We start from the raw sequence: 23,571 nt of genomic DNA on the forward strand, positions 1-23,571 counted from the left end.
GGAGGATAAAATGAGAACTTCCCTTGAAAAGCGAATAGCCCGCTGGGTTAAAGAGGGTCGGGGTAGGGGAACTGGAGAAGGGTATAAACCCTGGTTGACAGCAAAAGGTGTACCATCGAAAGGGAAGACACATCGACCAAAAGGTATCAAGACAGCTCGGGAGCATTTGTTTTTATCAGACTGGGAGTATTTTTATTTTCTCCTCGTTGATTGGTCTCGACTAGTCGTTGATATCCGTGAGCAATTCCCTTTACTCGATGAATCGGGCCTTGATATTTCAGAAACAGTTTCAATTGCAAAAGAGCTCGGAGTGGACCACCCAATCGATCCACCAGGAAATGAACTGAAGGTTATAACCACAGACTTCCTAATAGATTTGCACCACGAACAGTTTGCGGTTTCCTTTAAGAAAAACGACTCAATCACTATAAGAGAAGTTGAAAAAATGGAGATTGAGCGAATGTATTGGGCTCGGAGAGGAGTTAGGTGGGAACTTGTAACAGAGAAGGATATCCCACTTGTGTATGTAAAGAACATTGAATACGTCCACTCCACTTATTATTTCGAGGATTACCACATTCCCCTAACTATTGTTGAGAAAGCAAAGCGAATTATGGAGCCACTCTTTCTTAAAAGAGAGAAAAAAATAACCGACATCACAAATTTTTGTGATGATCGATTGGGACTACAGCCTGGGGAAAGTCTTGCAATCGTCAGATACTGCATTGTTACTAAACAGTGGAATATCAACATGGAGGAGTTAATTGAGACCAATCAACCACTTGCGCTTATAGGGATCACTATGCCCAATGAGAAGGGAGGTTTGGGTCAGATTGCAAACTGAACTCTATGTGAACAGTATTCTTGAGGTATGGCAAACAGATAAGGATTACAGTAAGGAAGACGTGCAGCCGACGTTACACCGCGTGCTTTGGCTAAACCGTCATCTAGTGGTCACAATCGATATCCATGACAAAAATGCTCAACCTGAAGTTGTTAATCGAGCGGAGATAGAAAACCAGATTGAATCTCTGGATATACAAATCACCTCATATGTCATTCCTCGACTATCTCTACCCGATCATAGTCTGAACAAGAAAGAGATCCAAATAAGAGATAAAGTTTGGGGTTACCTGGAGCCGGCTGTTACCGGAAATCATGTTCCAGATATCTATAAAAAGCGGCTAAGAGGCATCATTATCGAAGAGATTCACGAGCGGTTTAAGGTCTCAAAGACATTAATACGAAACAACATTCGTAAGTACTGGCAGAGGGGGATGGTAATTAATGCATTGCTCCCTGACTATCCGAATTGCGGCAATAAAGGGCAGGAGCGGTCTGGATTAGGAAAGAAACTCGGATGTCCGAATAACGAAAGTAAAGATGACCCCGAACTCATCGGAATAAATGTTACGGAAGAAATAAGGAAAAACTTCCGAAAGGCAATTGACCTTTGGTACAAAAAACGGGAGAAGCGTAGTCTTTTTGATGTGTATGAACTCATGTTGGGGAAATTTTATAAAGCGCACATTGACGAAGAAGATGGAATCACATTGTTACCCGAGCATGAAAGGCCTACATTTCGTCAGTTTTATTATTGGTATAGCAAAGAGAGAAACCTAGTTGAAGAATTATCTAAGCGAGTGGGAACGCGGAGGGTGAATCTGAAACATCGTGCAATCGATGGTAATTTTGATAAAGCGTCCTTTGGCCCAGGCTCTATATATCAAATCGATGCCACTATCGGGAATATCTATCTGGTCAATCGAAAAAATCGTGATTGGCTAATCGGACGGCCTGTTATTTACTTTGTTATTGATGTATTTAGCAGACTAATTGTAGGCTTATACGTTGGTTTGGAGGGACCAAGCTGGATAGGAGCTGCACTCGCACTCGAGAATGCCGCCTCAGATAAGGTTGAGTATTGCAAGCATTTTGGCATAGATATTACGAAAGAAGAATGGCCCTCCTTCGGTTTACCGGAGCAATTAACGACTGACCGCGGTGAGTATGTCGGCAATAAGCCCGCACATCTTATTAAGACACTTAATGTAAAAGTCGAGCATCTCCCACCTTTTCGGGCAGATTGGAAACCTTTTGTCGAGAAAGCTTTTGATCTGAGTGATGATTTGTATGTCAAATGGACGCCAGGTGGTATATTAGAACGAATGAAGGAGCGCGGCGATTACGACACAAAAGATGATCGTGCCTTGGATATTCACGAGTTTGAGACCATTCTGATCGAGTGTGTCAGATACCATAACAAACACTACATGCAGAGTTACCGTAGAAATGATGCCATGATTGAAGATGACGTGACCCCAACACCTGTAGATTTGTGGCACTGGGGTAGAAAGAATAGCCTCGGCACATTGAGGTATGTAAGCAAGGATCAACTCCGTATGAATCTGCTTCCTTCCAGGAGGGCTCGATTCACAGCCGGTGGTATCAGATTTAATAAAGATCTCTATACATGTGTTACAGCCGAAGATGAAAGTTGGCGTTTTCGCGCTCGCAATGGTGAGAAGTTTAATGTGGAGTATAGCTTTGATCCAAGAGATACATCACGTCTATTCTTGAGACACCCTGATGGTCAATTTGAAGAATGCTTCAAGCTTGAGGAGCAGCATAGCAAGCACATACAGAGCAGTAGAGTTTTCCGGTGGGAAGAGGAGCTTGATGTCGTTGCGTATGAAGCTCGACAAGCGAAAAAGGGAAGGTCGAAGAACACGGAAGCAAAACTCAGAATGATTGATAAAAACAATAAAACAATTGAACAAGCGAAGAGGAAAACGGCGGCTGAAACCCAAGATCAGGCAAGGCGGACCCGGCCAGAGGATGTCCGTGAACACCGTGCAATTAGTAAAGAGGAAGAACGCGAGGAGAGAGCGTGGAGACTTGAGAAGGATGAACCGTCAGGGTCAAACAAAAGTGAGAAGGTTGTGTATCTAGCTGACAGAAAGTCTGATAAATATGTACCGCGAGCTGACCATACAGATTCAATACTTAGAGCAATGGAAGAAGATGATGATGAATGAATGCTCGGAAACCTCTCCGGGGCAGAATTGAGTTCGCAGCTTACAAAAAAACCGGGATTCAGGAGTATGATGACCACCCCTTGATTGAAGCTTTGCCTGAGATACTAGACTTGCAAGAGACAGCCAAGAAAGTTAAGCTGGTTAAAAAATTTGATCCAGGAGAGCGTGAACTATCCCCCGGCAAACGGAAGCACTGTGTTGAGCGACTATCTTCCTTTATAGTTCCGTTAAATAAACATCTTGAGGTTGAAGAAAAGTTGTCGATCTTAATTCGGAAAGGGTACCTTTCCAGAAATATTGCTAATGGCGATCACACGAGACGAGTGCGTAATTGCATGATGAGATTCGAGCGTCCTGATATTGCTGACCTTGAGAAAGAGAAGTATAACATTCCGTCACCAACCGCTTCGGGACTCGGTATCATCGGTATATCCGGGGCTGGAAAGTCTACAGGTATATCGAGGATACTGAACCTTTACCCCCAAGTGATCGTACATACTGAATATAAAGTAAAACAACTAGTATGGCTTAAAATTGATTGTCCGGTATCCGGAACGATAAAACAGCTATGTTTAAACTTCATACATGAGATCTCCGAACTGGTGGGAGAAGTGGAATACAATACATATATGGGTTATAAAACGGATGAGTTGATCCGGATCATGTCCTCACTCGCACTTAAACATCACTTAGGTGTTCTTGTAATCGACGAAATTCAATACCTTTACGAGGTTAGATCCGGTGGGGCTGCATTGATGCTTAATTTCTTCAACACACTAACCAACACAATTGGAGTTCCGATTGTCCTAATCGGGACTCCAAAGGCCCGTCATTTGTTTACCAGAGAGTTCCGGAATATAAAGAGAATTACGGATCAAGGAAGCGTAGACTGGGACCGTCTTCAGCAAGAGAGTAACGATTGGTGTACACTAGTCAAGTATATCTGGAAATATCAATGGACTAAAGAATATGTAGAATGCACGGCTGCCATAGAAAAAGCACTATATTATGAGTCGCAGGGTATTCCGGATTTGGTCATTAAGATATTCAAAGAAGCGCAGAAAAGAGCAATAGGATCAGATGATGAACGGCTGACAGAGGAAATTATTCATTCGGTTGCACAGGACCAGTTTAGGCTTCTACAGCCGGCTCTTGATGCACTTCGAAGCGGAAAGAAAGAGAAGATGCACAAGTACTTGGATATTTTCATGAGCTTCGAGCCTGAGAAAATGATTAATAATGAAGATAAGGAGCTATTCTCAAAAGAGTACGGAATTGAATTAGACGAGGCACTAATTGAACAGAAGGATGAGCAATCCTTTACCGAAGTCGTGTATTGGATAATGGACATGGGGTACGCAGAGGATCAGGCGAAAGAGGTTGCCTTAGAAGCACGTGCAGACGATATATCAGTATGGAAAAGGGCAGCGTACATGAAGGCAATGAACAAATACGATAATGATCAAGCCAGCATCTCTTCAAATCGGTCCACTCCTAAGGAATCTAAAGGAAAGAAGTCTAACAGTTCCAGTAATAAAAAAGCAACTGGATTGATGGCTGTAATCGACCGTAAGGTAAAATCAAAAAACACTTCATTTCATTCGCTGATTAAACAAGCTGGATACGTTCAGGATGTCAGAAGTAGATTGGGGCTATAGTGATCAATGGAAATATACCAGGATGAGATTTTGGTTAGTGCCCTCGCGAGAAGAGCAAATACCGGAGACAAGCGAATAAAGCCATCGATTAGACGATTGTTTGGGTTTGGCCACAAGAAGGCTTCTGTGGATTTACCATCCTCGATTGGGATGCTTACCGCGAATAAGGTTTTTACCATGTCGAATGAACAGCTTATCCAAGATCACACAATATATCCGTTGTTTCATCCTTTTATAAGTGAGGCTCAAGCGACAAAGGTCTTTACTGCTATGATCAATGGTCGGGGAAGTGGTATTCATCTTACAGCAGGGATTATGGCTAGTGTGGTCAGACACAAACAGAACCTAAAGCTATGTCCAGGTTGTGTGTATGATGATTACACAGACTACGGTGAACCGTATTGGCACATAAATCATCAACTGCCAGGGATGCTGGTATGCTCTAAACATTTCGACAAGCTTATCTCATATTGTAGTGTTTGCGGAGTGGAGCTTACTGTACATAATGAATCCAGTCTCCCATTGTGCCCTTCTCATTGTCGATATGGACATGATCTTGCAGGGCAAGCCGTGAAGATGCATGACGATAAAGCTCAATTATTATCATGTGGCATTACGCGGGTATATGAACTCGGAAGAAGTGGCGCCTTAAACCACCGGAATTTTCACCAGGTATTTCAACATCGGCTTATACAACTAGGACTGTGTTCATCGAAGGGTAGAGTGGAGCAGGCTCAAGTTTTTCAAATGTTCAATCGGTTCTATTCATCGGAATTGCTCAGTTCAATAGGTGTACCCTCACCCATTGGGGTTGAATCATGGCTGGTATGCATCCTGCGTGTGCCGCGGCGCTCGTTTCATCCTCTACTTCATATATTAGTGATACTCTGCCTGTGGCAGGATGTTGACCGATTTATGGATGACTACACAAACGTCAAAGAGCGCAATACTTCTATGTACAAAAGGTGTTCGCCAGTACAAAGACGTACTGGAAGGTCCGGTGGAAATCGTGTGGATTGGGGGAAAAGGGACAAAAATATAGCTCGAAGTATAAATAATGCAATCTTAGAACTCCGTTCATCACTAGAAAAGCCTGATCGATTAACAGTTTTAAAAATAGGCAAGCGTATCAATCAATTAGCATTATTGGAGAGGCACTTGGACAAAATGCCTCTGAGTAAGGCAATTTTGGACATGAACATTGAATCAATAGAACAAAATCAGATCAGAAAGATTGAATGGGCAATTAACACTTTAATCTTGGATGGTCATGTACCTGTTAGGTGGAGAGTGCTTAGAAAAGCGGGAATTAGGGTCTTGGCATCAATAGAGATCGATACGTATGTGGATAGTAAAATTAATGAAGCTACCGTTAAGATTGTAGCATAACCTTTCAATATTCAAAGCTGAGGGTGTGGTATGTGAATGAGACTTTATCCCGACGAGACTATCTACGGTATCTGCTCACGTATTCACAATTCCTCAGGAGAAACATCTATTAATCGGACAATCAAACGCTTATTCAATACCAAAGAAGGTAAAAACATTAGAATATGGAAAGCGAATACGATATGGAACAAAGGGCTTAGTCAGTTAGCCGATTGTATAAGGATTGATGTTTCTAGACTACTTACTAACCACAGTTTTTATCCGTATTTTGAAAAGTTTTGCCCAATGGATAAAATTCAAAGATTAAATAATGCTCTATGCTATGGGGATGAAAGCCCTTCGTTTCTGATGGGCCATAATACCCGATTTACGGACCCGCCATTGTTCTTGTGTCCTGTGTGCGTTGAAGAAGATATAGAGAAATATGGGGAGCCATATTGGCATCGTAGTCATCAATTGCCAGGATCACTTGTTTGCTATAAGCATAATGTGAGGCTAGTTAAGGAATGTAGGATTTGTAACGAAGAATTCAAAAGTAAGAAACCACGTGAATTTGTCGTAACTCCCTTATTCTGCTCAACGGGGCATTATTTAATCGAGCCATTTCCAAATGAGAGTGAAGGCTTGCTAACTCTGGCTAGAGAGAATAATGCTATTCTTAACACAACCATTAATTTCTCCTTACAGGATATTCAAACAAGGATAAGAATGTTTGCTAAAAACCAAGGATATATAAATGTAAACTCGAATGTTGTTCAATATAATAAGTTATACCTAGATTTCCTAAGACGATTCCCTATCAACATACTAAATGAAATAGATGAGCAAATTACTGACAAAAAAACAGTTTGGATAAAAAAGATGTTTTACACAAATAGATTTTCCTCTAGATTCCCAGTGCACTACGTAATGGTCATGATTTTCTTTAAAAATTCATTCGAAAATTTTTTACAAGACGAAGTTGAGTTTCGCCCATTTGGGGAAGGTCCTTGGCAATGTAAAAATATAACATGTCCCAAGTATGAGTCGAACATAATCACCGACATCTCTTATAGACAATCGAAAGAAAATATTATTGGTAAATTTCAATGCCCAATTTGTAAGTTTAGTTATACTAAACGTGCAGGTCCTAGTATTACCGAAGAAGAATCTAAAAAAATAAATACTGTCAAAGAGACCGGGCCACTCTGGGATAAGAAATTGGAGGAACTGCTTCAGAATGATGTCATTTATATAAAGTCAATTGCAAAGGAATTGAATGTAGGTGTCGGATTTATTACAGCTAGACTCAGGGATAGAGTAAATAAGCTCAATTTGGTTAAAAGTAAGCAAACTGATACAAAAAGGATCCAACGGGGAAGAATGAAAAAAATTCTTACTCAGAACCCTGAGTTGACAAGAGCAGAGGCTGACAAAAACTTTAATTCCGTTTTTTATTGGTTATTTATAAATGACAGGGATTGGTTGGACGAAGTACTACCGATAGACAGGCAGCCGGTTACCTACGAACAACGTCGTGATAAGATGCATTCCCTAATTACAAATAACCCTAAATTAACAAGAAATGAACTAAGGTCAATTGATATTACAACCTATGAATGGTTACTTGATAATGATAGAGCGTGGATGGAATCAGTTTTGCCACCTATTCGAGCAAGACGAGTTTATCACAATAATTATGGACTCGATGCTAGACGAGAAGCATATCTTCAGCTTAAGAAAAAGTATCCGGATTATAATCGAACGCAAATATTTAACCTAGATCCCAATAATTATCGATGGCTAAGAATGAATGATATGGTGTGGTTGGATCAGCATCAGCCACCACGTAAGTCACTGAAGAGGATCAAACTTTCTATTGAGGAAAGGCGAACTGCCTTTATTAGTATATTTGACTCTAACCCAAATGCTTCACGAAAAGATTTAAAAAGAATGTGCGGAAGCAACTATTCGTGGCTGGAAAGACGAGATAAGAAATGGTTCAGGACTTATCTACCGTTAATTATGAAACAAGTAAATACAATGGGGCGATACATGAGCAAGGAACAAAGAAGGGAGATATTTTTGAATTTAAGGAATCAGAATCCGCATATGACCCGTACACAGCTAAGCGCACTTAATAATGCTAATTACTCATGGCTGCAGAAAAGCGACAAACAGTGGCTAAATGAAAATGCACCTCCTATTCGGACAAACTCTAAGATAATGAAAAAATAGGCCATTAGGTATCTAATGGTCTTTTATTTGTGGGAATTTTCCTGAAACATAGAATATATATTATGGTATTAGAAGATGGGGATTTAAGCTCAGTAGTACCCCCTCGAGAAAAGTAAAAAATGAAATAGCACTAAGAGAGCTTCGATCATTAAACATGACATTAACTGCTGGTAAACTAAATTGTCTTGATTGCAACTCAATAAATATAGGGTATTCACTAGCTGATAAATCTTATTCATTTGATATCTCCAGCATTGATATTCGTAATCAGATATTGAAATCTCTTGAAAGTAAAATTGAGGCATATACAGAAGAAATTACAGAGCTAACGAGAGATATTAATAAACTTCAAGGTAATTTACAGACAACGCTTGCTACTGAAGATGTAAATATTGAGTCGTTGTTAATGTATAGAGCTGATCTTGTAAGCGCGAGTGAAGCGGATGACAAAATTATCGAAATTGATAACAAAATTAGGCAACTCTCTGAATCACTGAAACATGTTGTATCCAAAAATGAGTCAAAAAAAGATGAAAAGCTCAACCTATATAACGCGCTAATCACAAAGATGCGGTTTTTTTATAAGGAAATTGATCCACTAGGAAACCTTTTATTTGAGCTATTCTCAAAAAGACAATCAATATTTTCAGGTAGTGAGGAAACCGAATTTTATCTTTCAAAGTTGTATGCAATGCTCTCTGTTATAAATCATCAGTTTCCAATTGTGATGGACTATTTTAGGGGAGGAGAACTTTCGTCTAGCAAGGAAAAAAAGTTCTGGAACTCTTTAGTGCTTTTGAGAATCAAATTATACTTACTGCCACTTTAAAAAAGGAAGAAGACGGAAAGTATGATAACTATAAAAATATTAATTTGATAAATTATACACCTAATACATCAAGTAAGCTTTTGGTAAAATCTCATGTTACTCGGTTTATAAATGAATTAAAGAAATTTTCAATAAATATATAGTTTTTGGTCTAGTATCCTTAATTCAGTAGTGAAGGTGAAAGATATGTTGGCGAAAAACACATATGGGGGGTAATGTATTGGATGTAACAGTGTCCAAGAAATTGCTTGATCAAATTCTTACTGAAATAATTGCTTATAATGGTTCTTCGGCTACAGATAAATTCGATTCTCTTCGAGCTGTTGATGCTAAAGTTAGGGAACTAGGACTTGTGCTCCGCAATCTGCCTGGTGATTCAAACAATTTGATAAATGCATTTGAACAGGATAATGACTTTCAGGCTAATATCGTCGTGTACGGTTAGAAGCTTTAGCAAATCACATTAAAACCGCACTCAGGTTCTTGGAAATTGGCGTAATAAAGGAAAGAAAGAAAACGATTTCAAAATGATAAAAAGTGTGGAACCAGTCTTCTTTATATCAGTAGTCAAAGTTTTACCCCTTTCTTATTATTTGTTCTTCTGGTTATAAAATAATGCGAAACATATAGCCATCATAACTATGCAAAGAAAGGACATCATGATAAATGCATTCTCATAAATTCCAGAAATATCGACTATAAGCCCTGTAAATGCCGGTCCTAATCCTGCAATAATATAACCGCCGCATTGCACCATAGAGGTCCAGGCTCCTGCTTCCTCAGCATTTTTAGTATTGTCTAACGGGAGGAGTAATGCTAAAAAAAATAATGCGCCAGAGCCCACGCCGAGCAAAACTGAACTTATCCAAGGAATAGTCTCGTATTTGAAAAAACTTAATGAAATCAAGCCAAGTAACATACTAAAAGACGAGAGTAGCATCCAAAAAAGGCGGTTAGAATATTTGCTCACGAGAATAGGAATGATAAAACCAGTGACGGTTTGGACGATGGTAAACGTAGTAAGTATAGTTCCCGCCATAGATGTTGTTAGGCCAAATGTTTGGGATATTGGAGCTAACCATGCAGTTACCGAATAGTTCAAACTTCCTTGTAAACCGAAGAATAGCATAATTAAAATCGCTCGTTTTTCATTCCATGGAAACCTTGGAAACCGATTTGTACTAGGTTGTCGGCTAGCGACTGTTTTCATGTTTTTTGTAGCATATATCCAGATAAAAAGAGATAGTAGGGCTAACATTGACCAACTCGCTAATGCTGCTGTCCAGCTACTGGCCACTAGATTCTGAATCGGAATAGTGATACCTGCTCCAAGAGAAGCGCCTAATCCAATTCCGACAGAATAGACACCGATCATCATAGGTGCCTTATCAGGAAAGTGGCGTTTAATCGTTCCGGAAATCGATGGCCCTGCGACAGCTAGTCCTATTCCTATAACACCCGCCGAAGCCAGCATTACAGTAGCATCATCTGCTAGATAGCGCATGCCTGTAGCTGCAGCTATTATAAATAAACAATAGCTTACTGATCGCTCTAACCCGACACGACCACTTATTAATGGGGCTACTGGAGCGAACAGGCCCATACAAACGACAGGAATGGCAGTTAATAAACTTACCATCGTGCTATTTAGCCCAAGTTCAGATTGTATTGTTTCTAGAAGCGGAGCAATTGATGTTATTGCTGGCCTCATGTTCATTGAGACCAATAGTATTGAAATAATGACTAAAAAGGATGTATTTTTTTTATTCATTGCAGTTTACACCAGCCTCGTTATTTGATTCATTAGCTTGTATATTAGCAGCGGTGCATTTCAAAGCTGTCTTTTCATTTTGTTCAAAAATAGATGTATATAGCTCTTCATGGATAGCAGTATTATCATTGTAATTCGGTATGTTTAATAAAAAACGATTCAAGTGGACAGAAAGAAGCTGGGCAAATTCCTGATACAGATAAAGTAAGGAAGGATTATTAGCTGCTTTGGCGATTTCTATATGAAAGGCAATGTCCTCCTGGATATATAAGGAGTAAGCCCCCTTAGAAAGAGCTTCATTTCTACGATTCAAAACTTCTCTGAGTGAAACTAAATCAGCTTCAGATCTTCGCTCTACAGCCAGCTTTACAATAGCTTGTTCAAGGATTAGCCTTGTCTCTGCAATATGTGTACCATGGATAAAGTCATTTTGTTTTTCTTGAGGTTCGTTGTAAACAACAAAAGTACCTTGTCCATGTTTAATTTTTAAATAACCTGCATGTACTAAAATTTTTATGGCTTCACGAATCGTAGATCGTCCGACTTCATATTCCTTCATTAGTTCAAATTCCGAAGGCAATTTGGCCCCAAACTCATACAAGTGGTCCATTATTTTTTTCTTTAGATCTACCAAGACTAAATCAGCGAGCCTCTGTGTCTTTTTGTACCCATTAATCAATTGAACACTCCTTTATAAATACAAAAGAATTATATGTCATCAGACGTCTGATGTCTACAGAATCGCAAAGAGGTCAGTAGTGGCGATGGGGTGTCTATGCCAGAGCAATACTATAAAGATCCACTTGTCAGTTGTACTTTCTACCTCATGTCAGGGGAAGAAAGGGTATTTCATTGAATGACTTTGGAAATACTAATGGACCATAACCCCAACGAAGTTGAGTGAATCGATCAAGAACACCATGTACGAGTTATCGTAAGGAAATAGGTATATCTGTGAACTGAATGTGCTTTCCCAATGGGAAGTCATTATGTTTGAGGATGACATGTTGTAGGCCATTAAACGAAACGCTCCTTCAATAAAAGATGCTTGTGGATAATCTGCGCCTAACTTGGGATTCGCATGATTAGTTCCTTCAGAAGGTACAGAGAAGGTGAGTTTACAAGGTGCGGTTCGCACGATGGAAATGTGCGGGGCCAAAAGACGGAGATGGACCAGAAAAGATATCATGTACTTCATATGCGAAGGTCAACCCGTAACGGCTGGCCTTTTCTTATCGCGCTTGAGAGAACGGAAATAGAACATTTACGTAACATTTGTACATCTTGCCACCTGAATAACCACTTTTTGCTTCGAGAATTGTTACTTTGGCGGTTATGAAAAAGTATGAGCCATCTCGTGTTTGTCCCTTCGGCCTTAGTAAACTTGAAACTAACAATGATATCTGGTAGTTTAACATCGGTGATAATCATGTCATTCAATAACGCATACTGATGGGCTGGGACATCCGTTTTAGTTGCCAACCGCTTAAATTCAGGTATTATCATAAACAATATCTAGATTTGGTTCCATTAATGACATCTTTTAATTCAAACACAACAAAATCAGGCTGGTCAGATTCCATGACCTGACAATTCCATAAAGGCAGGGGTCTGATCGTAAAAAGGTAACCGCTGACGTTTTACAGAATAATCGGTTTCTCCGCTCCTTCATCCATCTCTTTCGTTCCATTTACATAGTTGATTTGTACTGTTTCACCACGTGTTACATTACAGCTAAAGTCGATAATTTTATATTAACAAGTCGATATTTTAGTATCTAGTTAAGGTTGCTGGATGTATTGTAAGGTTGGTGGATTTACTTTCTGTTTCGTCCAAAGGGGGAACACAATGACAAGACATCTTACACGACTCTCTTGGAATTCAATTCGATTAAAGCTTATATTAGGTGTGCTTGTGATAACAATCCCACTGCTTATTTTTCTTTTCTACAATAATTTCTATGCGATTAGAGTTGTTCGAGATCAAGTTGCACAGTCCAACAGGAATATGATTTCACTTTACATGGATCAGATAGACGACAATCTAAACGGCATTGACAAGTATTTAACGAACTTCATTGTTAATGATAAGGACCTCCAGACAATGGCAAATGCCAATATGGAAAAGGAACGTGTTCTGGCGCAGGTTCGTTTGGATGAAAAGCTATCAGCGGATATCATGACTTTTAAGTCGATTGACTCTATATTTATTTCTACGAATGCGGAATCGAATTATCTGGATGTCTTTCAAGAAACGCAAAGCATGCAGGAACGGGATCGAATCAGAGCATACATCAAAGCTGAGATTTCCGAACTACGCCAATCAAGGAAATTTAATCTTCAAAGCTGGTATGTCGAAGATATTGAAGGAACGTATTATTTGTTTCGTTTGCTGAGAACAAGTGAAGCCTATGTTGGTGCGTGGATTAAAATTGAAAAGCTCTCCATTCCACTTAGCTTGCTGGATCTTGGCGAAAAAGGAGTATCACTTTTTGCTACCGATAATGGCATACCTATGATTCATGAAGAGACAGTTAGAAGAAATCAAATTGATATTACTCGGAATCTGAAACATTATTACTTATCTGGAGGCAAAAAGAGCTATTTAGTCGTAGGCGAACAATCGGCGAAGGGGAACTTCAGTCTGATTGCGTTAATTCCCGATGAACAAATTCTTGGAAATCTGCCGTATCTCCGGCGAATCGTCACGATTATCTCCATCATCGCGATCATCCTCGTACCTACTTGCCTGTTACTGCTTCGCAAGTTGGTGCTCAGGCCTCTCAATCGGATTATGTCAGCGATACGACGAATCAGCGAGGGCAATCTGAATACCCGAATCGAGCCGTTCCAAACCTCAGTCGAGTTCCAGATGGTGAACAAAACGTTCAACGAGATGATGAACCAGATTCAAGATTTACGTATCAACGTTTACGAAGAACAATTAAATAAGCAGAAAGCAGAATTGCAGCATTTGCAATTACAGATTAACCCTCATTTTTTCATGAATTCCCTTAATATCATCTACAATCTAGCCTTAGTAAAAAATTTCGAACTAATTCAGGAAATGGCACTAAGCTTGGTCCAATACTTCCGATATATGTTTCGCAGCAATCTGACTTTTGTTCCGCTTAAGGACGAGCTCCAGCATATTCAAAATTATATTCGGATTCAGGAGTTGAGGTTCCCGGGACGTCTGGATTTTGATGTGAAGGTGCCAGAATATTTAAAGGACACCCTTATACCGCCTCTTGTGATTCAAGCGTTCGTGGAAAATGCAATCAAGCATGCCGTAGCGGAAATCTATCCGATTGGGATTTCTGTGCAGATCGATATTGACGATTCCCATACAGAGCCGTTGATTGCCATAACGGTAAGCGATACAGGGAAGGGATTCTCTGAAGATGTCCTTAAGAATATTCACGCAGGGCAAAGAATTATCGATGACTCCGGAGGGGAGCACATCGGAGTCTGGAACGTCCAGCGTCGGCTCGGACTCCTGTATGGTGAACGGTCCAGCATTCAATTTCGCAACGGCGAACAGAATGGGGCAGTCGTCGAAATGCTGCTCCCGATTCAGTTGAATCTATAGAGAGGAGAGATCAGTTCATGGTTCGACTTCTACTCGTTGATGATGAGATTCATGCGGTTGAAGGGATTAGGTCAGCTGTTAACTGGGGGAAGTTAGGTATATCCGAAGTACATTCGGCTTATGACATTCATCAGGCGAAAGAAATTTTTAGGGATTATCCAGTTGATATCATGCTATGTGATATTGAGATGCCCCAAGGCAGTGGATTAGAGCTTCTCGATTGGGTTCGGGAGCAGTATCCGAATACAGAATCGATTTTTTTAACTTGCCATGCGGATTTTCAATTTGCCAAACAAGCGATCCAATTAGGTAGCTTCGATTATTTACTGAAGCCTGTTCCAATCCCAGAGTTGGAAGTTGTCATTGCCAAAGCTCTTGAGAAGAGAAGCAAGGAATCCAAAAAAAATGAGTATAGCCGATACGGCCAGTATTGGCTTCAACATCAGCCATTGCTTATCGAAAAATTTTGGCTAGATATTCTTAACAGATCAATTTCAACACAACCGGAGGCGATACGCAAGGCAGCCGAAGATCGGAATATTCCCTATACAGATAAAATGAGATTCGTTCCCGTATTTATTGCTGTCAAGCGATGGCTTAAAGAGTTAAGCATGCGGGAAGAAAAAATATTGGAATATGCGCTCCGGAAATCGGCCGAAGAGCTACTTCTTCATTTGGGGAGCTATGGACAATTGATCCTTCTGGGAAAAGGGGAGCAATTATTAATTCTATCTTTTGAACAGTGGACAGAAGATGAGGAGGATAAGCTGCGAAACAATTGTAATTTATATATCGAGTCTTGCCACAAATACTTTTATTGCGATTTGTCCTGTTATGTCGGGAATCCCGCGTATCCGCATGAATTGCCAGAAATGACGGATCAACTTCAATCCTTGGACCGGAATAATGTTGCCTGCAATAATAGTGTCATTTTACTGAATGGCAAAAGTTTCACTGCAATTGCACATCATGAACCGGAGTTAAACATCTGGTTCGAAATGCTAAAGGAAGGAGACAAGGAGAGGATTATTAAGGAAACAACCCGTTATTTGACCGCATGGAGTAATGATAACGGCTTGAATGCCAGAACGCTTCATCAATTCCAACAGGACTTTCTACAAATGGTTTATTCCTATCTCCAAACAAAGGGGATTCAAGCTCACCGATTGTTCGGCGATGACCAATCCATTGAATTGTCTATGCGAGCTGCCCGTTCAGTCATCGATATGATTGATTGGATTGACCATATTGTTGGCACTTCAATTCAACATGATAAAATGACCAAACAATCGGAGTCTGTTGTTGAGCGGGTAGCTGCATTTATCACGAAGAATCTTGATCAAACGCTATCCAGGGAAGATATCGCCAAACACGTTTTTCTAAACCCTGATTACTTGGATCGGTTATTTAAAAGGGAGACAGGAATTTCTGTAACAGAATTTTTATTTCGAGAGCGAATGACTGTTGCCCAGAATTTACTTCTTCGTACTGATATGCCGGTTAGTGCTATTGCTGCCCGAGTAGGGTATCTGAATTTTTCGCATTTCTCGCGTGTATTTAAAAAATATTCCTCCAAGAATCCAATTGAATTTCGGGCAGAACCTATGAGAACAAAAGAATAATTGAAGGCTGCATATAGCAGTATAGAAAGAGGGGACACGGTCTCCTCTTTCTTTGTCTTTGCGGTAAAAGAAGGTCGACATAAGTAAAGTCATAAGTCGAAGATGGAGTAGAGCGGGTATCTGTAGCTTGTTATGATAAACATAGCTTCTTTGCAGGAGAACAAGTTCCAACTTCGATTTTGCAGAGAAACGAATAATGACAAACGGGGGAATAACATGAAACGTATTACAGCATGGACGAGTGCTTTGCTCGCGATGTCTCTAATGCTTGCCGGATGTAGTTCAAACGGAAAGAGCAATGCCAACAACAGTTCGTCTTCAGCCAATTCCGGGGTATCGAATGAGCCACCGTATGAGATTACAATGGCATACTTCAGCTTCGGAAGCGTTCCTGCAGATTTGCTCGAAGTACAAAACGCCATTAACAAGATAACACTTCAGAAGATCAATGCTACCGTAAAAATGCTACCGATTAGCATGGGAACGTGGAATAACCAAATTAACCTGATGTTGACCAGCAATGAAAAGTTAGATCTTTTACCGCTTTTCGGTTCGACGTATGCAAACATGGTAGCAAAAGGCCAGTTTATTGCATTGGATGATTTACTGAAAAGCCAAGGCAGTGGAATTCTGGAGTCGCTTGGCTCCGATTACCTGGAAGCTGCTAAGATTGATGGTAAAACTTATGGTGTTCCAAACATACGTGACTTAGCTTCAAGCTACGGATTCCTGATGAGAAAAGACTTGGCTGATAAATATAACATCGATATGAAAAGCTTGAAAACACTCGACGACGTCGAATCAGCGCTTCAAACAATAAAAGAAAATGAATCCAGGATGTCGCCACTTGCAACAGGGGTTAATTCATCGCCGATTTCCTCGTTTAGCACAAGGGACTCACTCGGTGATGATATGGGGGTTTTGTTAAATAACGGGCAAGATTTGAAAGTGGTAAACTGGTTTGAAACCGAAGAGTACTCAGATCTGTTAAAGCGGATGAGAAAGTGGTATTTGGCTGGTTACATCTCTAAAGACGCATTAACGGTCAAGGAATCTTCAGCTGATCTCATTAAAGCAGGTAAAGCGGCAGGGAATCTCTCTCCAATGAAGCCGGGTTTTGCAGCCCAAGAAACGAGAAACTCCGGAACCGAAATGGTGGTTTCAGAAATGCTGCCGGCTGTGGCGAAAACCAGTACGGTGACAAATATTATGTGGGGTATTGCGCAAAATTCGCAGAACCCGAAAAAGACAATGGAATTTCTGAATTTGATGTACTCCGACAAGGACATCGTTAACCTTTTAGACTGGGGAATTGAAGGCAAACATTACACAAAAATCTCAGACAATGTTATCGACTATCCAGAAGGTGTTAATGCAAGTAATGTTGGTTATACCGGCCTCGGTTGGTTGTTCGGAAATCAGTTCTTATCCTATGTCTTCAAAGGTGACGATCCAGATTTGTGGACCAAAATGAAGGAATTTAACGAAAATGCTATTAAGTCAAAAGCACTTGGCTTCACGTTTGATTCTACGTCGGTAAAAACAGACTTTGCAGCAGTATCTACTGTTATCGAACAATACCGTATGGCACTTGAAAATGGCGTTCTGGATCCAGATAAAACATTGCCGGAATTTATAGCTAAGCTTAAAGATGCCGGTATAGAAAAAATCATCGCGGAGAAACAGAAACAATTGGATGCTTGGGCGGCTTCTAAGCAATAAGTTCAAAAATCTGTGAATGCAATTCAACAGCAAGCAGTTTGGTTGGATTGCATTCACTGTTGAAGCATATGGCCTTAGAAGGAGTGAGAGAGAGATGTTATTCAATTCGAGAAAATGGAAGAAGTACGCTCCATTATATTTACTGATGATACCTGGCTTAATTTATTTGTTGATTAACAATTATTTACCCATGTTCGGTATCATAATCGCATTTAAAAATTTTATTCCCCACAAAGGAATTTTCGGTAGCGATTGGGTTGGGTTTGATAACTTTAAGTATTTGTTCAAAACATCTGATGCTTACATTATTACCCGAAACACAGTATTGTACAACGGAGGCTTTATCTTACTTAATACGGTTGCTGCAATCACGGTGGCCATTCTTCTGAACGAAATAAGAATAAAGTTTTTCCAACGTTTTTATCAAAGCATTATCATTTTGCCTTACTTGATCTCAATGATCATCGTTAGCTATCTTGTATTCGCCTTGCTTAGCAGCGATACAGGTTTCATCAATAAATCGGTTCTTCCGCACTTGGGAATTGACGAAATCTCATGGTATGCACAGAAGCAGTACTGGCCCTATATTCTTACGATTGTGAACGTCTGGAAGGGAGTAGGATATCTCAGTGTCGTGTATTTGGCTTCAATTATAGGCATCGATACTGAATATTATGAAGCGGCAACACTTGATGGAGCAAGCAGATGGCAGCAAATCCGCTATGTAACGATTCCACTCATTGTTCCAGTCATTTCGATGATGACTCTGCTGGCCATCGGACGTATTTTCTACTCAGATTTTGGCTTATTCTATCAAGTTCCAATGAATTCCGGCATCTTAACGGATACAACAAACGTCATCGACACGTATGTATACCGCGCGCTTATGAATCTGGGGGATTTCGGAATGTCCTCAGCAGCTGGGGTATACCAGTCGGTTGTAGGTTTTGTCCTAGTCCTTCTATCCAATTATGTTGTCCGAGTATACAGCAAGGAAAATGCATTATTTTAGTGGAGGTGAATATTGGTGGTACAAGGCAATAAATGGGGGAATTGGATTCCTCACATCATATTGATGGGATTTTCAATCCTCTGCATCATTCCATTTGTCCTCTTAATCATATCTTCAGTCACCAGTGAACAAAGCATCTTACAAAATGGATACAGCTTCTTTCCAGATGAATTAAGCCTTAAAGCTTACAAGTATTTGTACGAGCATTGGAACGAAATCGGTCATGCCTACGGCATTACTGTATTAGTTACGGTTGTAGGTACAGTAGCAAGTCTGGCTATGACTTCAATGCTGGCTTACCCGATGTCTCGATCAGATTTGCCACTCAAGAATTTTTGGGCATTTCTTGTTTTCTTCACCTTGCTTTTCAATGGTGGTCTTGTACCAACCTACTTGATTTATACACAGTTCTTTCACATTAAGAATACGCTTTGGGCACTCATTATACCGGGGTTGCTTATGAACGGATTTAATGTTTTGCTTGTGCGTACGTACTTTATGACTTCGGTTCCACCAGCACTGCTTGAAGCAGCGAGCATAGATGGGGCTGGAGAAATCAAGATTTTTTACAGAATAGTACTACCATTGTCAGTACCGATTATGGCGACCATCGGCCTATTCGAAGCGATTCTGTACTGGAATGACTGGTTTAATGGGATGACCTACGTTAACAATCCAAAGTGGTTCAGTATTCAGAATATTATGAATCGTATCATGGAAGATATTCAGTTTCTATCCAATAACAGTAACTTAAGTTCATCAGCTAACCAATCAATGACAGAACTTCCTAGCACATCCGTTCGAATGGCAATTGCGGTAATCGGTGTGCTTCCTATACTTATCGCTTATCCCTTCTTCCAAAAGTATTTTATCAAAGGAATCACGATTGGCGCCGTAAAGTAAATACAGTGGTGTGGTCTCACCTTGATAATATGGCAACTCATATCAAAGTTATAGGAGTGACAGAATGAAACGTGATTTGAAGAAACTAATTTCTGAAATGACGTTGGAAGAAAAAGCCGCAATGTGTTCTGGAAAGGACTTTTGGCGAATGCAAGGAGTTGAGCGACTTGGCATTCCATCACTTATGGTAACGGATGGTCCGCATGGTCTCCGTAAGCAAGTGGCAGGTACAGATCATATAGGGATTCTGAATAGTGTGCCGGCAACTTGCTTCCCTTCTGCCGCAGGCCTTGCTAGTTCTTGGGACAGGGAACTGATTGAAAAGGTGGGTCAGGCACTTGGGGAAGAGTGCCAGGCGGAAGATGTAGCGGTGCTCCTTGGACCAGGCGCGAACATTAAGCGTTCTCCACTCTGTGGAAGAAATTTTGAATATTTCTCCGAAGATCCATATTTATCATCCGAAATGGCTGCGCATCATATTCTTGGCGTTCAAAGCCAAGGTGTTGGTACATCGATAAAGCACTTCGCTGCCAACAACCAGGAACACCGTCGAATGACCTCAGATTCAGTTGTTGACGAACGGACTTTACGAGAAATATACCTCGCTAGCTTTGAGGGTGCAATCAAAAAGGCGCAACCGTGGACCGTAATGTGTTCCTATAACAAGCTGAATGGTGCGTTTATGTCCGAAAACCCGAGCATGCTTACGGATATTCTCAAGGATGAATGGGGGCATGAAGGCTTCGTCGTTTCAGACTGGGGTGCTGTAAATGAACGTGCTGAGGGACTGGCAGCCGGCCTGGAACTAGAGATGCCCTCTAGCGGAGCCATAGGTGAAGGCAAGATTCTTGAAGCGGTCCGCAGTGGTAAGTTATCCGAGGAGAAGCTGGATCAGGCGATTGAGCGGTTATTGCATATTATTTTCAAAGCTGTAGATAGCAAGAAGCACGGTGCAACTTACGATCCCGATGTTCATCATGATATAGCAAGGGTTGTTGCACGTGAAAGCATGGTGCTTCTAAAGAATGAAGACAGCATTCTGCCTTTAAAAAAGGAAGGCAAGATCGCGGTAATCGGCGAACTTGCTCAACTCCCGAGATATCAGGGTGGTGGCAGTTCCCACGTCGTGCCAACTAAGCTTGATGATATATGCGAAGAAATGGCCAAGTCTGCAGGCGATGGCGTCACACTTTTATATGCTCAGGGGTATTCACTCGACGATGACATGGTGAATGAGTTGTTCATGAAAGAAGCATTGAAACATGCATGCGAAGCAGATGTTGCAGTTCTCTTCGTCGGCTTGCCAGAGCGCTATGAATCGGAGGGTTATGACCGCACTCATCTGCATCTTCCAGACAATCAACTCAAACTTATCGATGAGGTGGCTAAGGTGCAGCCGAATGTTGTTGTCATTCTTAGCAACGGTTCGCCTGTGGAGATGCCGTGGATTGGTGATGTCAAAGCAGTTCTGGAAGCGTATTTAGGCGGTCAAGCAATGGGAGGCGCGATAGCAGATCTGCTATTTGGTGATGCCAATCCTTGTGGAAAACTTGCGGAGACGTTCCCGAAGAGACTGGAAGACAACCCATCGTATTTGTACTATTTCGGAGAGGACGATCGGGTGGAATATCGGGAAGGTATCTTTGTTGGTTATCGTTATTATGACACAAAAAAGGTTGAACCTTTGTTCCCGTTCGGACATGGATTAAGTTACACAACATTTGATTATTCCGATATTGTAATTACTCAAAAAGATATCCGAGACGACGAATCGGTGGACGTACGGCTAAAGGTTATGAATTCAGGTCAACGTGCCGGTAAAGAGATTGTTCAACTATATGTACGTGACAAGGAAAGCAAGGTGATTCGTCCAGAAAAAGAGCTTAAAGGATTCATGAAAGTTGAACTGCAGCCAGGTGAGGAAAAAACCGTGACCTTTACGCTTAATAAACGGGCGTTTGCCTATTACAATGTCGAATTAAAGGATTGGCATGTTGAATCAGGAGTATTTGATATTCTGATTGGCTCATCGTCCAATTGCATCGTTTTATCAGACTCGATTCAAGTTCAATCAACAACAAACCTGAAAATCAAATATAATCGCAACACGACTGTTGGTGATCTGCTAAGTGATCCAGTAACGAATCCGATTATCACAGGTATGTTAAGTCGGCAAAATCCACTGGCTAAGAGTGAAACGGCAAGTGCGGAGGAATCACAGATGATGGCAGCAATCATGAAGTATTTGCCACTACGAGCTTTATTGGCTTTTAGCGGCGGTACAATGACTGAAAAAAATATAGATGACATGCTAACAGTTCTGAATGGAGGTACAGTACAATGACAACTAATTTTAAATTGAATGCAAAAACAGAAGGGAAGCCGTTCCCGCATTATTGGGAAACTTGTGTCGGCAGTTGCCATGCGTATATGGGATTGCGAGAAGACTGGAGGAGTCAATTAAAGAAAGCCCACGATGATATGGGTTTTAAATATGTACGCTTTCATGGTCTATTGGATGACCGAATGAGTGTCTTTGTAAAAAGCCCATGGACAAAGAAAGAAGCCTATTCCTTTTATACAATTGATTCAATATTTGATTTTCTGCTGGAAAACGGCATGAAACCATTTGTTGAATTAAGTTATATGCCAGAAGCATTGGCTTCCGGCAAAGAAACGATTTTCCATTACAAAGCCAACATTACTCCACCGTCGGACTATGAGCGATGGGAAGAATTGATTCGTGTACTCGTGCAACACTTAATTGACAGATATGGCCTGGAAGAAGTACGTACCTGGTATTTCGAAGTATGGAACGAGCCAAATTTGACCGGTATCTTCTGGACGGGTACGATGGAGGATTATTTCAAACTATATCGCCACGCAGTGAAAGCGATCAAGGAGGTTGATGATCAGCTTCCGGTCGGCGGACCTGCTACCTCCAAAAATTCATGGATACCCGAATTCCTTGCTTTCTGTAAGGAAACTGGGACACCGGTTGACTTTGTCTCGACACACCAGTATCCGTCAGATGAGCCGTTGTGGAGAGATGAGGTACGGCTTGAGGATTTTTATACAAACGGATTAAGCGGGTTTGAGGAATTGCTGAAGACATATTCATTCAAACGTGGTGTTATGCAGGAAATGGCACTGAAATCACGTGAAGAAGCAAATGGCCTACCGCTCTACTATACGGAATGGAATGCTGCGTATAACAATGAATATGATGAACCCTCGACGGCCGTGTTGGCAGCGAAAACCATCTTTGATCTAGATGGGGTTGTGGATATTTATTCCTTCTGGACTTTCTCTGACCTCTTCGAAGAGTCCCAACAATCCTCGGTGCCATTTCACAATGGAATGGGGCTCCAAACGATCTATGGTACACCGAAGCCAACTTATCGCATGTTTGAAATGCTTCACAAGATGGGAACAACTCGGCTCCAGGTTGAATGCAACGTGGAATCAACAGTTGAAATGGCTGCGACACGAGAAGCTGATCAGTTGAAGCTGATGGTATATAATCATCAAGTTCCTAACGCTGTTGTCCAGGATGAAGAAGTCTGTATTTGTGTGTATGAAGCAACCTCCGAAAAGCCTGCGTTTATCCAGAGAGTAGACCGTGACAGTGCTAACCCACGTAAGAAATGGGAAGAGATGGGTCGACCAGCCTATCCTAATAAGGAACAACTCGCTCAGTTGTTTGAAGCATCGGTACCAAAAGAAGAATTCATTCAACCTGTAAGTACAAATGATGGATTTGAGCTTCGAATCACTGTGCCGGCCCATGGCTTGGTTGCAATTACGATCGAGTTATAA

The 23,571-nt window shown here is 40.9% G+C and carries 16 protein-coding genes; 14 read left to right on the forward strand and 2 right to left on the reverse strand.

Annotated features, from left to right (window positions below):
• The first annotated feature begins 10 nt into the window (after nucleotides 1-10).
• The 7 genes from TJ79_RS06010 to TJ79_RS06040 all read left to right on the forward strand — a co-directional run bounded on the left by TJ79_RS06010 (nucleotide 11) and on the right by TJ79_RS06040 (nucleotide 9,576).
• Entirely contained in the window at nucleotides 11-844 is an 834-nt protein-coding gene (locus TJ79_RS06010; RefSeq protein WP_040949387.1) for a heteromeric transposase endonuclease subunit TnsA, read from the forward strand.
• A complete protein-coding gene (locus TJ79_RS06015) occupies nucleotides 834-3,038 on the forward strand; it encodes a DDE-type integrase/transposase/recombinase (RefSeq protein ID WP_040949388.1) in 2,205 nt (734 codons plus the stop codon). Before TJ79_RS06010 ends, TJ79_RS06015 begins: the two co-directional genes overlap by 11 nt.
• Nucleotides 3,035-4,696 carry an ATP-binding protein gene (locus TJ79_RS06020; RefSeq protein ID WP_052339325.1) on the forward strand — a complete coding sequence of 554 codons (1,662 nt, stop codon included), beginning with the start codon at nucleotides 3,035-3,037 and terminating at the stop codon, nucleotides 4,694-4,696. The genes TJ79_RS06015 and TJ79_RS06020 overlap by 4 nt, the downstream gene beginning before the upstream one ends.
• A 6-nt stretch (nucleotides 4,697-4,702) precedes the next feature.
• Nucleotides 4,703-6,085, forward strand: a complete 1,383-nt coding sequence (locus TJ79_RS28635) for a TnsD family Tn7-like transposition protein (RefSeq protein ID WP_040949389.1) — start codon at nucleotides 4,703-4,705, stop codon at nucleotides 6,083-6,085.
• Between the two features lie 36 nt (nucleotides 6,086-6,121).
• A complete protein-coding gene (locus TJ79_RS06030; RefSeq protein WP_040949390.1) occupies nucleotides 6,122-8,302 on the forward strand; it encodes a TnsD family Tn7-like transposition protein in 2,181 nt (726 codons plus the stop codon).
• Between the two features lie 154 nt (nucleotides 8,303-8,456).
• Nucleotides 8,457-9,131 carry a hypothetical protein gene (locus TJ79_RS06035; protein ID WP_052339326.1) on the forward strand — a complete coding sequence of 225 codons (675 nt, stop codon included), beginning with the start codon at nucleotides 8,457-8,459 and terminating at the stop codon, nucleotides 9,129-9,131.
• Nucleotides 9,132-9,351: 220 nt separating this feature from the next.
• A complete protein-coding gene (locus tag TJ79_RS06040; RefSeq protein WP_040949391.1) occupies nucleotides 9,352-9,576 on the forward strand; it encodes a hypothetical protein in 225 nt (74 codons plus the stop codon).
• Between the two features lie 144 nt (nucleotides 9,577-9,720).
• Here TJ79_RS06040 and TJ79_RS06045 read toward each other — a convergent pair whose 3' ends face one another.
• Together TJ79_RS06045 and TJ79_RS06050 are read right to left on the reverse strand one after the other, a co-directional pair.
• Nucleotides 9,721-10,902 carry an MFS transporter gene (locus TJ79_RS06045; protein WP_040949392.1) on the reverse strand — a complete coding sequence of 394 codons (1,182 nt, stop codon included), beginning with the start codon at nucleotides 10,900-10,902 and terminating at the stop codon, nucleotides 9,721-9,723.
• The gene (locus TJ79_RS06050; RefSeq protein WP_052339327.1) at nucleotides 10,895-11,581 is read right to left on the reverse strand and encodes a FadR/GntR family transcriptional regulator; all 687 of its coding nucleotides are present in this window, start codon (nucleotides 11,579-11,581) and stop codon (nucleotides 10,895-10,897) included. Before TJ79_RS06050 ends, TJ79_RS06045 begins: the two co-directional genes overlap by 8 nt.
• A gap of 1,343 nt (nucleotides 11,582-12,924) precedes the next feature.
• Here TJ79_RS06050 and TJ79_RS06060 point away from each other — a divergent pair.
• The 7 genes from TJ79_RS06060 (at nucleotide 12,925) to TJ79_RS06090 (ending at nucleotide 23,571) form a co-directional block, all read left to right on the forward strand.
• A complete protein-coding gene (locus TJ79_RS06060; protein WP_238322835.1) occupies nucleotides 12,925-14,493 on the forward strand; it encodes a sensor histidine kinase in 1,569 nt (522 codons plus the stop codon).
• Nucleotides 14,494-14,510: 17 nt separating this feature from the next.
• Nucleotides 14,511-16,115, forward strand: coding sequence for a response regulator transcription factor (locus tag TJ79_RS06065; protein WP_040949395.1), 1,605 nt, complete (start codon nucleotides 14,511-14,513; stop codon nucleotides 16,113-16,115).
• Nucleotides 16,116-16,331: 216 nt separating this feature from the next.
• Nucleotides 16,332-17,837 carry an ABC transporter substrate-binding protein gene (locus tag TJ79_RS06070; RefSeq protein WP_040949420.1) on the forward strand — a complete coding sequence of 502 codons (1,506 nt, stop codon included), beginning with the start codon at nucleotides 16,332-16,334 and terminating at the stop codon, nucleotides 17,835-17,837.
• Nucleotides 17,838-17,931: 94 nt separating this feature from the next.
• Nucleotides 17,932-18,849: an ABC transporter permease gene (locus tag TJ79_RS06075; protein WP_040949396.1), complete on the forward strand. Its 918-nt coding sequence runs from the start codon at nucleotides 17,932-17,934 to the stop codon at nucleotides 18,847-18,849.
• A gap of 63 nt (nucleotides 18,850-18,912) precedes the next feature.
• A complete protein-coding gene (locus TJ79_RS06080) occupies nucleotides 18,913-19,752 on the forward strand; it encodes a carbohydrate ABC transporter permease (protein WP_052339330.1) in 840 nt (279 codons plus the stop codon).
• Nucleotides 19,753-19,816: 64 nt separating this feature from the next.
• A complete protein-coding gene (locus TJ79_RS06085) occupies nucleotides 19,817-22,096 on the forward strand; it encodes a beta-glucosidase (RefSeq protein WP_040949397.1) in 2,280 nt (759 codons plus the stop codon).
• Nucleotides 22,093-23,571: a GH39 family glycosyl hydrolase gene (locus tag TJ79_RS06090; protein WP_040949398.1), complete on the forward strand. Its 1,479-nt coding sequence runs from the start codon at nucleotides 22,093-22,095 to the stop codon at nucleotides 23,569-23,571. The genes TJ79_RS06085 and TJ79_RS06090 overlap by 4 nt, the downstream gene beginning before the upstream one ends.

Source organism: Gorillibacterium massiliense (assembly GCF_000455485.1).
GTDB lineage: Bacteria > Bacillota > Bacilli > Paenibacillales > NBRC-103111 > Gorillibacterium > Gorillibacterium massiliense.